The 13,599-nt window shown below is 29.1% G+C and carries 15 protein-coding genes, 1 tRNA gene and 2 rRNA genes; 3 read left to right on the plus strand and 15 right to left on the minus strand.

Annotation, left to right across the window (positions count from 1 at the left end; genetic code table 11):
* Window positions 1-162: 162 nt before the first annotated feature.
* A complete protein-coding gene (ybeD, locus tag BUCNMO_RS01945; RefSeq protein WP_158345109.1) occupies window positions 163-426 on the plus strand; it encodes a DUF493 family protein YbeD in 264 nt (87 codons plus the stop codon).
* Between the two features lie 108 nt (window positions 427-534).
* On the opposite strand, the gene cspE is transcribed toward ybeD, so the two are convergent.
* The 5 genes from cspE to aroE all read right to left on the minus strand — a co-directional run bounded on the left by cspE (window position 535) and on the right by aroE (window position 5,291).
* Window positions 535-744 carry a transcription antiterminator/RNA stability regulator CspE gene (cspE, locus tag BUCNMO_RS01950; RefSeq protein ID WP_158345111.1) on the minus strand — a complete coding sequence of 70 codons (210 nt, stop codon included), beginning with the start codon at window positions 742-744 and terminating at the stop codon, window positions 535-537.
* Between the two features lie 146 nt (window positions 745-890).
* A 5S ribosomal RNA gene (rrf, locus tag BUCNMO_RS01955) occupies window positions 891-1,006 on the minus strand.
* Between the two features lie 91 nt (window positions 1,007-1,097).
* A 23S ribosomal RNA gene (locus tag BUCNMO_RS01960) occupies window positions 1,098-4,048 on the minus strand.
* Window positions 4,049-4,182: 134 nt separating this feature from the next.
* Window positions 4,183-4,255, minus strand: a tRNA-Glu gene (locus BUCNMO_RS01965).
* A 223-nt stretch (window positions 4,256-4,478) separates the two neighbouring features.
* Entirely contained in the window at window positions 4,479-5,291 is an 813-nt protein-coding gene (aroE, locus tag BUCNMO_RS01970) for a shikimate dehydrogenase (RefSeq protein WP_158345113.1), read from the minus strand.
* A gap of 1,042 nt (window positions 5,292-6,333) precedes the next feature.
* Here aroE and def point away from each other — a divergent pair.
* A complete protein-coding gene (gene def, locus BUCNMO_RS01975; RefSeq protein WP_158345115.1) occupies window positions 6,334-6,783 on the plus strand; it encodes a peptide deformylase in 450 nt (149 codons plus the stop codon).
* 28 nt (window positions 6,784-6,811) lie between these two features.
* Window positions 6,812-7,768 (plus strand): methionyl-tRNA formyltransferase, encoded by a 957-nt coding sequence (gene fmt, locus BUCNMO_RS01980; protein ID WP_158345117.1) that lies wholly within the window; start codon window positions 6,812-6,814, stop codon window positions 7,766-7,768.
* A gap of 154 nt (window positions 7,769-7,922) precedes the next feature.
* Here the strand turns inward: fmt and rplQ are convergent, their stop codons facing one another.
* From rplQ to rpsE, 10 genes are all read right to left on the minus strand, one after another.
* Window positions 7,923-8,297: a 50S ribosomal protein L17 gene (gene rplQ / locus BUCNMO_RS01985; protein ID WP_158345119.1), complete on the minus strand. Its 375-nt coding sequence runs from the start codon at window positions 8,295-8,297 to the stop codon at window positions 7,923-7,925.
* Between the two features lie 79 nt (window positions 8,298-8,376).
* Window positions 8,377-9,366 carry a DNA-directed RNA polymerase subunit alpha gene (locus tag BUCNMO_RS01990; RefSeq protein ID WP_158345286.1) on the minus strand — a complete coding sequence of 330 codons (990 nt, stop codon included), beginning with the start codon at window positions 9,364-9,366 and terminating at the stop codon, window positions 8,377-8,379.
* A gap of 24 nt (window positions 9,367-9,390) precedes the next feature.
* Window positions 9,391-10,011 (minus strand): 30S ribosomal protein S4, encoded by a 621-nt coding sequence (gene rpsD / locus BUCNMO_RS01995; protein ID WP_158345121.1) that lies wholly within the window; start codon window positions 10,009-10,011, stop codon window positions 9,391-9,393.
* 36 nt (window positions 10,012-10,047) lie between these two features.
* Window positions 10,048-10,440, minus strand: coding sequence for a 30S ribosomal protein S11 (gene rpsK, locus BUCNMO_RS02000; protein WP_158345123.1), 393 nt, complete (start codon window positions 10,438-10,440; stop codon window positions 10,048-10,050).
* A gap of 18 nt (window positions 10,441-10,458) precedes the next feature.
* Window positions 10,459-10,815, minus strand: coding sequence for a 30S ribosomal protein S13 (gene rpsM / locus BUCNMO_RS02005; RefSeq protein WP_158345125.1), 357 nt, complete (start codon window positions 10,813-10,815; stop codon window positions 10,459-10,461).
* A 133-nt stretch (window positions 10,816-10,948) separates the two neighbouring features.
* On the minus strand, window positions 10,949-11,065 hold the full coding sequence (gene rpmJ / locus BUCNMO_RS02010) for a 50S ribosomal protein L36 (protein ID WP_158345127.1): 117 nt from the start codon (window positions 11,063-11,065) through the stop codon (window positions 10,949-10,951).
* Window positions 11,066-11,107: 42 nt separating this feature from the next.
* On the minus strand, window positions 11,108-12,439 hold the full coding sequence (gene secY / locus BUCNMO_RS02015) for a preprotein translocase subunit SecY (RefSeq protein WP_158345129.1): 1,332 nt from the start codon (window positions 12,437-12,439) through the stop codon (window positions 11,108-11,110).
* A gap of 9 nt (window positions 12,440-12,448) precedes the next feature.
* The gene (rplO, locus tag BUCNMO_RS02020) at window positions 12,449-12,883 is read right to left on the minus strand and encodes a 50S ribosomal protein L15 (protein WP_158345131.1); all 435 of its coding nucleotides are present in this window, start codon (window positions 12,881-12,883) and stop codon (window positions 12,449-12,451) included.
* Window positions 12,883-13,071 carry a 50S ribosomal protein L30 gene (gene rpmD, locus BUCNMO_RS02025; protein ID WP_158345133.1) on the minus strand — a complete coding sequence of 63 codons (189 nt, stop codon included), beginning with the start codon at window positions 13,069-13,071 and terminating at the stop codon, window positions 12,883-12,885. The genes rplO and rpmD overlap by 1 nt, the downstream gene beginning before the upstream one ends.
* Entirely contained in the window at window positions 13,064-13,582 is a 519-nt protein-coding gene (rpsE, locus tag BUCNMO_RS02030) for a 30S ribosomal protein S5 (RefSeq protein WP_158345136.1), read from the minus strand. The genes rpmD and rpsE overlap by 8 nt, the downstream gene beginning before the upstream one ends.
* Window positions 13,583-13,599 lie beyond the last annotated feature (17 nt).

The following is a 13,599-nucleotide window of genomic DNA, read 5'->3' on the forward strand; positions in this document are numbered from 1 at the left end:
ATTAAATAATATTTAGTATATTATTATTTTATAATGTATAATCGTCCTATTACTTTAATATACTTTATTAATAATAAAACTATTAATAATAATGCAATCTCATTATTTTATATATACAACAATTATATCTAAAAACTATAGATATGCTAAATAGGATTATAAATGGAAAAAAAATTAAAATCGATGCTTACATTTCCTTGTTCATTTACTTATAAAATAATAGGAACTGCAAATCCTGAGTTAGTAGACAACATAATAAAAGTAATTCAATTACAAATACCTGGAGATTATACTCCTCAAATAAAATCAAGTAACAAAGGAAACTACATTTCTATATCTGTTACTATTCACGCTAATAATTTATTTCAAATTAAAAATTTATATTATGAACTTAGCAAAATTAATATGGTTAAGATAATATTTTAAATTTAAAAAAGTTATTTGTTTATAAACAAGCGCAGATGTATTTGAGACAATTCTAGTGTCTCAAATACATAAAAAATAAATCTCTATAACATTTTACAACCACTAATTCTACAAACTGATAACGTTAGCAGCAGAAGGACCTTTTACCCCTTCGGTAATTTCAAATTCAACACTTTGCCCTTCTGTTAAAGTTTTGAATCCGTTACTTTGAATCGCTGAAAAATGAACAAACACATCTTTACTTCCATCTTCAGGAGTAATAAACCCAAATCCTTTTGATTCGTTAAACCACTTAACATTACCTTTAATCTTTGACATCTACATTACCTTTACATGAATATAAGTACTAAATTCAAAATTTTTTTTTAAAAAAAAATTATAATAAAAAGTAAACAAGTTAATCAAAAAACCAATTTATTTTTTAAATATTAAAATGTTATTTTTATAAGAAAATAATTTAACACACCTGGCCTTTTCCTAATCTCACACGGGGATGCCCCGTACTACCCTCGGCGTTGAAATGTTTCACTTCTGAGTTCGAAATGGAATCAGGTGGTACCATAACACTATGATGGTCAGGTGGGTTAAATTTTATTTTTGTATTTTTAAAAAAGTTTAAAAGTCTATCATTAGTCTGTATAATAAACAAATTAAAACATCTCTGGTGTTGTAAGATTAAGCCTCTTGGGTCATTAGTACTAGTTAGCTCAACGTATTGCTACGCTTACACACCTAGCCTATCAACGTCGTAGTCTTCAACGTCCCTTCAGTAAACTTTATAAAAAAGTTTCAGGGAAGACTTATCTTGGGGTAAGTTTCGTGTTTAGATGCTTTCAGCACTTATCTTTTCCGTATGTAGCTACCGGGCAATGCCATTGGCATGACAACCCGAACACCAGTGATACGTCCACTTCGGTCCTCTCGTACTAGAAGCAGATCCCCTCAATCTTCCAACGCCCACGGCAGATAGGGACCGAACTGTCTCACGACGTTCTAAACCCAGCTCGCGTACCACTTTAAATGGCGAACAGCCATACCCTTGGGACCTGCTTCAGCCCCAGGATGTGATGAGCCGACATCGAGGTGCCAAACACCGCCGTCGATATGAACTCTTGGGCGGTATCAGCCTGTTATCCCCGGAGTACCTTTTATTTGTTGAGCGATGGCCCTTCCATACGGAAACCACCGGATCACTAAGACCTGCTTTCGCATCTGTTTGCATTATCACGCTCACAGTTAAACTGGCTTATGCCTTTACACTAACCTTACGATGTCTGACCGTAATTAGCCAATCTTTGTGCTCCTCCGTTACTCTTTGGGAGGAGACCGCCCCAGTCAAACTACCCACCAGACATTGTCTCTATACCGGATAACGGCATTAGGTTAGAACAATAACTTTTAAAGGGTGGTATTTCACAGTTGGCTCTATTTAAACTTGCGTCTAAACTTCTTTGCCTCCCACCTATTCTACACATTAAAAATCAGTGTTCAGTGTCAAGCTATAGTAAAGGTTCACGGGGTCTTTCCGTCTTGCCGCGGGTACACTGCATCTTCACAGCGATTTCAATTTCACTAAGTCTCGGGTGGAGACAGCCTGGCCATCATTACGCCATTCGTGCAGGTCGGAACTTACCCGACAAGGAATTTCGCTACCTTAGGACCGTTATAGTTACGGCCGCCGTTTACCGGGGCTTCAGTCCAGAGCTTTAGAATAATAATAACTTCTTAACCCTTTCGATTAACCTTCCGGCACCGGGCAGGCGTCACACCGTATACTTCCACTTTCATGTTTGCACAGTGCTGTGTTTTTAATAAACAGTTGCAGCCAGCTGGTATCTTCGACTAGATTCAGCTCAAAAAAGCTTGTTTTTATCACCTACATTCTAGCGTGCCTTCTCCCGAAGTTACGGCACTATTTTGCCTAGTTCCTTCACCCGAGTTCTCTTAAGCGCCTTAGTATACTCTACTTAACTACCTGTGTTGGTTTTCGGTACGATTTAACATTACCTATAGCTTAGAGGCTTTTCTTGGAAGTATGGTATTAATCACTTCATTACCGTAGTAATTCGTCATAACGCCTTAGATTAACAGATAATCGGATTTGCCTAACTATCTACTCCTACACGCTTAAACCAAGACTACCTACGCTTGGATGATCTAACCTTCTCCGTCCCCCCTTCGCAGTAATATTAAGCACAGGAATATTAACCTGTTGTCCATCGATTACGCTTTTCAGCCTCACCTTAGGTGTCGGCTTACCCTGCCCCGATTAACGTTGGACAGGAAACCTTAGTTTTTCGGCGAGCAGGTTTTTCACCTGCTTTATCGTTACTCATGTCAGCATTCGCACTTCTGATACCTCCAACTTATCTTACAATAAATCTTCATCGGCTTACAGAACGCTCCCCTACCCAATTTTAATAAACTTAAAATTGCCGCAGCTTCGGTGTATAATTTAGCCCCGTTAAATCTTCCGCGCAAGCCGACTTGACCAGTGAGCTATTACGCTTTCTTTAAATGATGGCTGCTTCTAAGCCAACATCCTGGCTGTTTGAGCCTTCTCACATCGTTTCCCACTTAATTATAACTTTGGGACCTTAGCTGGCGGTCTGGGTTGTTTCCCTTTCCACAACGAACGTTAGCACCCGCTGTGTGTCTCCCGTGATACAATTTTTTGGTATTCGGAGTTTGCATCGGTTTGGTAGACCTATACGATCCCCTATCCGAAACAGTGCTCTACCCCCAAAAATCAATTCACGAGGCGCTACCTAAATAGCTTTCGGGGAGAACCAGCTATCTCCCGGTTTGATTGGCCTTTCACCCCTAACCACAGATCATCCGCTAATTTTTCAACATTAGTCGGTTCGGTCCTCCAGTTGGTTTTACCCAACCTTCAACCTGTCCATGGCTAGATCACCGGGTTTCGGGTCTGTATCCTGCAACTAAAAAAAATCGCCTATTTAGGACTCGGTTTCCCTACGGCTCCCCTATTATGGTTAACCTTGCTACAAAATACAAGTCGCTGACCCATTATACAAAAGGTACGCAGTCACTTTTAACGTAAAATAAAAAAAGCTCCTACTGCTTGTACGTATATGATTTCAGGATCTATTTCACTCCCCTAACCGGGGTTCTTTTCGCCTTTCCCTTACGGTACTAGTTCACTATCGGTCAATCAGGAGTATTTAGCCTTAGAGGATGGTCCCCCTATCTTCAAACAAGATTTCTCGTGTCCCGTTCTACTTTTTGAGTTAGTAACAAAAAAACTTTTAATATACAGGGTTATCACCTTGTATCACTAATTTTTCCAAATTATTCTACTAAATTTTTTATGAAACTTGATCAACTCTGGGCTTTTCCCCTTTCGCTCGCCACTACTTAGGGAATCTCAATTGATTTCTTTTCCTCAAGGTACTTAGATGTTTCAGTTCTCTTGGTTTGCTTTTTTAACTTATTTTATTCAGTTAAAAATGATACAATAAATTATGTATCGGGTTTCCCCATTCGGATATCGCCGGATATAACGCATCATATCAACTAACCGACGCTTTTCGCAGATTAGCACGTCCTTCATCGCCTCTGATTGCCAAGGCATCCGTCATATACGCTTTTTTGCTTAATCTTACAACCCACAGATGTTTTAACTATAATATTTTAAAAATATTATATAAATTTGTTTATTCCGACTTTTTAAAGAGCATTATTTTTAATTTAAAAAAATTTTTAAATTAAAAATAATCGATTAATTAATTTTATTGTCCCCTAGGGGATTTGAACCCCTGTTGCCGCCGTGAAAGGGCGATGTCCTAGACCTCTAGACGAAGGGGACTAATTAACTTAGTATGTTAAAATTAACTTTTTATAATAAATTCTAACTGCTAATAGTATTAACAGAATAATGTATATTAGTCAAGTTTTTATTGCAATAAAGTAATTTATATATATTTATAATAAAAATAACATAGACACTAATAAAATTTATCAAAAAATTTTTTAATATTTCAATTCTTTACTTTAAAATATTTAACATATACTAAAAAATTATATTTAAATTATTCATTTTTCAATTTATATATAATTTGATTAATTTCTGGAAATTTATTATGCCATAATTTAAATGCATACGCTGCTTGACTCACCAACATTCCTAAACCATCCGATATACGTGTAGCTCCATGTTTCTTACACCACAATAAAAAGTAAGTCATATTATCTATTAAATAATACATATCGTAACAAAACGTTTGTGCACTAATACATGTAACTGGTATATTTGGTTTCATATTATACATACTACTAGAAGTAGCGTTAATTATTAAATCAAATACTTGAATATTATTATCTAACCAATCTATACAACAAATATTCCCTAAATTTTTAAATTTTAATACCATTTTTTCAGCATTAATTAACGTACGATTAAACACAAAAATGCTACATCCAAATGAAAGCAATTCAGGAATCACAGCATAAGCTGCTCCTCCTGCACCAATTAATAGAATATTACTAGCATGGTTAATAAATTTTAATCTTTTAAGATCATACAACAAACCTAAACCATCAGTATTATGACCTAAAATCAAATTGTTATCCATTTTTTTCAAAGTATTAACAGATCCAGAAAGTCGAGCTTGACTTGTTAATATATCTGAATATACATATGCTCTATGTTTAAAAGGTAATGTAATATTAGCTCCTTTACCAAGATTTTTAAAAAAAACTGATAAATAATCTTCTAAAGATTGAATAGGAGTATATATAGCAATATACTCTTGATATATTTTCATTTCCTTTGAAAATAAGTTATGAATAGTAGGTGACAAAGAATGTTTAATAGGATTACCAAAAACAGCATACTGGTTCATTATTATGTCATCCTAAAATAATATTTTTTTATAAAAACATCTTAAAAATTAAGATTTTATTTTTAAAAAACAACGAAACTATAACTTTTATTAAAAGATAAAACATATTAACAAAAATATTTTATACTAATTCTATATTATTAATAATAATCGTACTAAAAAACTATTACATAAAAAATATTACTTCATTAAAGTAATAAATATTACCTACAAATAACAATAAAATATTTAAATAAATTTCATATGTTATATTACTATATATATCATAAAAATGATTAAAAATATTTATAAATAATTTATACAAACCAATTAATTAACAATTTACTTATTCTAAATAATGAATAATACTTAATATATAGATATTTAATCTTCATAACGCGACAAGTTATTGATAACTAATTATTATTAACTAATAATAAAAAATATACCTATAATATAATTATATATTTATTATCAATTATTATTAATAATAAATATTGAAATATAGATATTATATAATAATAATGTAAACTCATACTTAATATTTTTTGAATAGATAACAATATATATAAATAATTATTTATATCTATAATGTACTGTTAAAAAAATAAACTAAAAATAATTACTTATTTATGTATACTCCAAATAGTACTAAAAAACATAAGTTTTTATAAACATTCATAACAAATAATATAAATTAAACACAAATTTTATTATTTATATAACATAAATATGTTAAACTTATAATTATTAAAGAACAATCATATTGTAGTAAATTTATACTTAACACTAAAAAAAAATTAACTATAACTTTATAAAATCAAACTAATAAAATATTAGTTTAAAGTTAACATTATAAACAAATAAAATAACTAAAAAATATAAAATTCTTATAAAAAAATTTTAGATTACTCATAACACAAAATATATTTTAATATTGCATATTATTCAAAAAATTATTATTTTTAATACATTATTAATAACTAACACCAAAACATTTTATGAAAAATTATATAATTTATTTAATTGTCAATAATAATGTTATTTTTTAAAAAAAAACAAAATGACTATACTAAAAATATTACAATATCCAGATGTTAGATTACGTAAAGTTGCTAAACCTGTAATTCAAATTAACAAATATATTAAAAAAGTTATTCATGACATGTTTGAAACTCTGCATTCAAAAAATGGAATTGGACTAGCAGCCACCCAAATCAACATTAATTTACAAATTATTGTAATAAATAACATTCAAAATATTCAACCATTAGTATTAATTAATCCTAAAATAAAAAAAAAAATAGGAATAGCACGTATTGAAGAAGGATGCTTATCTATACCTAGTACAAAAGCAACAATCACTAGAGCAAAAAAAATACACATATGTGCTACAAATTACAATGGTATTAACATCAAATTAGTTGCAAATTCGTTACTATCTGTTTGTATTCAACATGAAATAGATCATTTAAAGGGAATTTTATTTATTGATTATTTATCCAATTTATAAAAACATTCAATAATATAGGGATCATCAGATGTCTTTAATACCTATAAAAAAATATAAAACATCTTTAAGAATCATATTTGCGGGAACATCTAAATTTGCTGTTCAACATTTAAATGCATTATTATGTTCAAAACATCAAATAATTGCTATATTAACAAAACCTGACAGCATTTCTGGAAGAGGTAATAAAATATGTCCTTCTCCAATAAAAAGTTTTGCATTAAAAAAAAATATTATAATTATTACACCAAAATCACTACAATCATCAAAAATTAAAAAAAAAATTTACACGTTAAATGCTGATTTAATGTTAGTAGTATCCTATGGATTAATAATACCAAAATATATATTAACAATGTTTCCTTTAGGATGCATTAACATCCATGCATCATTACTACCTCGATTAAGAGGCCCATCTCCTATCGAAAGATCAATTTTAAATGGAGAAACAAAAACGGGAATTACAACTTTTATTATGAATGAATTCATTGATACTGGAGATATTATACATATATTACAATGCCCAATTAATAATAATGATACAAAAGGTAGCCTATATATAAAATTATATAAAATAGGTATTAAATGCATGTTTATTACATTATTTAAAATAATAACTAGGAAATACTCTCTAGTAAAACAAAATGACACTAATGCTACATATGCAAAAAAGATTGAAAAAAAAGAGGGTCAATTAAATTGGAATTTACCAGCTGAAACATTAAATAGAACAATTAGAGCTTTTAATCCTTACCCTACAGCATATTTTATCATTAATAATCACAAAATCAAAGTTTGGAAAGCTTCAGTGTTGAAAAATACCAAAAAATATATTCCTGGGAAAATTGTTACATTAAATAAAAAAGGTTTGCAAATAGCAACTTCTCATAATATTTTAAATATACAAAGTATACAAATGCCTGGAAAGAAAATTATTAATTCAATAGATATTTATAATGCCTACAAAAAATTGTTTATTCCATAAACATATACTTTAAAACATATAAGAAATTAATAAAAAAATTATTATTAATAATATTAATAATAATAGTTATTTATACAATAACTATTATTAGTTAATGTAATTAAAAATTACATATATATTTAAAATAATATATCAAAAAAATTAATATAATTAATTAAATTTGCTTTTTAACATTCCTACCAACTAATTGTACATATGCTATTTTAGCTTGATCTCCTTTACGATAACCACATTTTAAAATTCTAAGATATCCCCCCGGACGATCAAGAAAATGAGGTCCAATATCTTTAAATAGTTTATTCACTATAATATTATTACGAATTTTAGAAAAAATAGCTCTTCTACGTGTATTACTATCTACCTTAGAATAAGTAATTATAGGCTCTAGTACACTTCTTAATTCTTTAGCTTTCTCTAAAGTAGTTTTAATTTGTTCATGATTAAATAAAGAGCAAGCCATATTCATTAACATAGAATTAAGATGACTACTATTTCTATTCAAACGTCTACCCGATTTTTTATGACGCATATTTTATACCTTTTAATGAATCCAATAAAATAATTTATTAAAATATGGTATTACTAAAACCTGTTAAACAATATAATTGTTACTCTTCTACAAGATTAATAGGAGGCCAATTTTTTATTTTAGTACCCAATGACAGATTGCGGCTAGCTAAAATGTCTTTGATTTCTGTTAAAGACTTTTTACCTAAATTTGGAGTTCTTAGTAATTCTACTTCAGTTTTTTGAATTAAATCACCTATATAATGAATAGATTCTGCTTTCAAACAATTAGCTGAACGTACTGTAAGTTCTAAATCATCCACTGGTCGTAACAATATAGGTTCAAATTCTGGTTTTTCTTCCTTAACTTCAGGGGTGCGTACGTCTTTTAAATCAACAAATGCTTCAAGTTGCTCTGATAAAATAGTAGCAGCTTGCCTAATAGATTCTTCTGGATCTATAGTACCATTAGTTTCTACATGTATAATAAGTTTATCTAAGTCCGTTCGCTGTTCTACTCTAGCTGCCTCAACATTATAACTAATACGTTTTATAGGAGAGTACCAAGCGTCTACCATTAAAATCCCTATTTTATTTTCATCTTTAATTATACTTGTTCTAGACGCAGCGGAAACATATCCTCTTCCTCTTTGCACTTTAATTCTCATATTAATATTAGTATTGTCACATGTTATATTACAAATGAGATGATCTAAATGTAGAATATCAACATCTCCATCATGCATCAAATCTGCAGCAACTACAGGACCTTTAACTGATTTATTTAACGTTAAAATTGCTTCATTTTTTCCATGTATCCTTATTGCTAATCCTTTTAAATTTAATAAAATTTCTAAAATATCTTCTTGAATACCTTCTTTTGTACTGTATTCATGTAATATTCCTTTAATTTCTACTTCTGTAACAGCACATCCTAAAATAGACGACAATAATATACGCCGAAGTGAATTTCCTAAAGTATGTCCAAATCCTCTCTCTAAAGGTTCTAACGTAACTATAGATTGAGTAGCACTAAGTTGTTTAATATTTACTAATCTTGGCTTTAAAAGATCTATTACAGCACCTTGCATTTTTCCCTCTTTCAAACATTTATATTACTTCGAGTATAACTCTACTATTAAGTGTTCATTAATTTCAGAAGGTAAATCTTCTCTATTTGGTGAATGTTTAAAAATTCCTTTCATCGAAGGAATATCTACTTCTACCCATATTGGTTTTTCACGTTGCCCTGATAATTCTAAAGATGCTTTAATACGTGATTGTGTTTTAGCATGTTCATGAATAGAAATAACATCGTTAGCATAAACTTGATAAGAAGGTATATTCACAACATTGTTATTAACAATAATACATTTATGACTAACTAATTGTCTAGATTCTAATCTAGTACTTCCAAAACCCATACGATATACTACATTGTCTAATCTATTTTCTAATAATTGTAACAAATTTTCTCCAGTATTTCCTTTATGGGCAGCTGCTTTTTTATAGTAATTCCTAAATTGACGCTCTAAAACAGAATATAATCTTTTTACTTTTTGTTTTTCTCTAAGTTGCAAAGCATAATCTGATAATCGAAATTTCCTTAAACCATGCTGTCCCGGAGGATTAGAAATCTTACATTTTGAATCTATAGTTTGCAATCCTGATTTTAAAAATAAATCAGTACCTTCTCTACGACTAAGCTTCAATTTTGGTCCTAAATATTTCGCCATTAATTTTTCCTTTTTTTATAATTTTAATATTTTAAATTATACCCGTCTTTTTTTAGGAGGTCGGCATCCATTATGTGGAATTGGTGTAACATCAGTAATATTAGTAATTTTAAAACCGAAAGAATTTAAAGCTCTTATAGTAGACTCTCTACCTGGACCAGGTCCTTTAACCATAACTTCTAAATTTTTTATTCCATATCCTTTAACAGATTCAGCACATTTTTCTGCCGCTATTTGAGCTGCAAAAGGAGTAGATTTACGAGATCCTCTAAAACCTGATCCTCCAGAAGTAGCCCATCCTAACGTATTACCTTGACGATCCGTTATAGTAACAATAGTATTGTTAAAAGAAGCATGTACATGAGCTATACCATCTAAAATTTGTCTTTTAATATTTTTTTTTTTAGAACGAATATGTAATTTTCCCATAATTTTTAAAAATCCCAATTATTTTTTTATTGGTTTGCGTGGACCTTTACAAGTCCTAGCGTTAGTTTTAGTCCTCTGACCTCTTACCGGCAATTTTTTTCTATGCCTAATTCCTCTATAACAGCCAAGGTCTATTAAACGTTTTATATGTAACGTTTTTTCCCTTCTTAAGTCACCTTCTACTATAAATTCAGAAATTTTGATTCTCAATAATTCTATTTGCTTTTTAGTTAATTGTTTAATTTTAATATTTTCACAAATTTTCAGAGATAAACAAATAAATTTAGCTCTCGATCTACCTATACCATATATAGAATTTAAAGCAATATATGCATACTTATCATCAGGAACATTAATACCTGCAATACGAATCATTCAAATACACCTATTTGTAATAATACAATTATAATATCATTAATAAATACTAATGAAAACACTCCAAAAGTTATAGCATTAAAAAACTATTCCATACAATCCTATTACTAATTAAAATAAATAAAACAGTAAATTAACCCTGTCGTTGCTTATGCTTAGGATCCATACTGCATACTATTTTTATAACATTTTTTCTACGTACAACTTTACAAGATTTACACAATCTTTTTACGGAAGCCTTTACTTTCATTTTATGCTCTTTAAACTACCTTAGTTAATATTAATTAATAAATTAGTCTTTTATAAAATTTAAATTAGATTTTTTTAACATACTTTTATATCTATTAGACAACGCTAACGTTTGAAGATGATTAATAAAATCAATAATTACAACAACAACAATTAATAAAGACGTACCTCCAAAATAAAAAGATACTTTTAAAAAAGTTCTCATTAATTCCGGAATTAAACAAATAAAAACTATGTAAACAGAACCTATTAATGTTAATCTCATTATTATTTTACTAACATACCTTGAAGTTTGTTCTCCAGGTCTGATACCTGGAATAAAAGCACCTGATTTTTTTAAATTGTCAGACGTTTCTCTAACATTAAATACTAAACCTGTGTAAATAAAACAAAACAGAAAAATAGAAATACTGTATACTAATAAATATATACAAGAATTAGGTCGAAAATATTCTGAAATAATTAATGCAAAACTCCAATGTTTTCCTATCCCAAACCAAGTTAACATAGTTGCTGGAAACAATACAACACTAGAAGCAAATATAGCAGGAATTACACCAGCAATATTTACTTTTAATGGCAAATGAGTATTTTGTACTGCATATAATTTACGACCTTTTTGTTGCTTACCATAATGAATAGTAATTTTACGTTGACTTTTTTCAACAAAAACAACTAGATATGTAATTACAAATATTAATAATATTACTATCATAAAAAATAAAAAACTTAAACAACTCTGATTTAATTGATTTATTGTGTATAAAATAGAACTTGGAATACTAGAAATAATGCCAGTAAATATAATCAAAGAAATACCATTTCCAACACCATAGTCTGTTATTAATTCCCCCAACCACATTAAAAATATAGTACCAGTAACTAAACTAAACATAGCTGTCAGATAAAAATAACAATTTTTTTCTATAACTAAATGATTTATTCCAGGTATATTAGGTAATCCAACTACAAATCCTATAGATTGAATAGTTGCTAATAGTAATGTTAAATATCTAATATACCGATTTAATTTACGTTGTCCTGAATCACCTTCTTTTTTAATATCCGAAAAGTAAGGTACTATTAATGTTAATAATTGCACAATGATAGATGAAGATATATAAGGCATAATTCCTAAAGAAAATATAGAAGCCCGGTTTAATGCTCCACCTGAAAACATATTTAACATTTCAAGTATAGTGCCATTATTTCTATGAAAAAATTTAGAAAGCACTGTAGTATCTATACCAGGAATAGGTATACATGATCCTATCCTAAAAATTAAAATTGAAAATACTACAAAAAAAATTTTTTTTTGAATAATATTAAATTCTATATTCAATTTTTTAAAACCAAATCCTATTGTCTTAACCATAATTATAATTTATTCCTCAATAGTACCACCTGCAATTTTTATTGCTCTATATGAATTTTTTGTTAACTTTAATCCTTGTATAGTTACAATTCGATTTATATTTTTGTCAAAAATTATTTTTACTTTTTTAGCTCTTTTAGGAACTAAATTTTTTAATTTTAAAGAACTCAAATTTACTATATTATCAGACAACGATAAAATTTTTGATAATTTAATTTCAAATGTTTCATCTTTACGATAAGGATGAAAACCAAACTTAGGTAATCTACGATGCAAAGGCATCTGACCTCCTTCGAAACCACGATGTATAACACATCCAGACCTAGACTTTTGACCTTTATGCCCTCTACCAGAAGTTTTTCCAAAACCAGAACCTATACCTCTTCCTAATCTCTTAAATTTTTTGATAGCTCCTTTATTAGGACGAATATTATTTAATAACATTATTGTGCCTTATTAACCTTTAACATATATGAAATATGATTTATCATACCTCTGTTAGCAATATTATCTTTTTTAAGAATTGTATGTCCTATTTTACGCAAACCAAGTGTACTTAAAATTAATTTATGTTTAGGTAAAATACCTATAGAACTTTTAATTTGAGTAATGTGAACATATTTTTTATCCATTATTCATATTTCCAATAATATCACGAATATTTTTATTTCTTTTTTTTGCTATATTTTTAGGAGACCTCATACTTTTTAATCCATTTATAGTGGCTCTAACTACATTAATAGGATTCGTAGAGCCATAAGTTTTAGCTAATACATTATAAATTCCAGCAACTTCTAAAACAGAACGCATTGCCCCTCCTGCAATAATACCTGTACCTTCAAAAGCCGGCTTCATAAAAATAGACGATCCAGTATGTGTTCCTTTTAAAGAATGCTGTAAAGTTTTATTATTTAATACAATATGAATCATGTTACGACGAGCTTTTTCCATAGCTTTCTGAATAGCTGATGGAACTTCTCGCGCTTTACCGTATCCAAAACCAACTTTCCCTTTTCCATTACCTACAACTGTAAGAGCTGTAAAAGAGAATATTCTTCCCCCTTTAACAGTTTTAGAAACACGATTTACAGATATTAATTTTTCTTTTAACTCAACTGTTATATTTTTATCAAAATACGCCATATTATTATTTTTTTATG

Origin of the sequence: Buchnera aphidicola (Nipponaphis monzeni), from assembly GCF_006741185.1 — a bacterium.
In the GTDB taxonomy this organism is placed as follows: domain Bacteria; phylum Pseudomonadota; class Gammaproteobacteria; order Enterobacterales; family Enterobacteriaceae; genus Buchnera_H; species Buchnera_H aphidicola_T.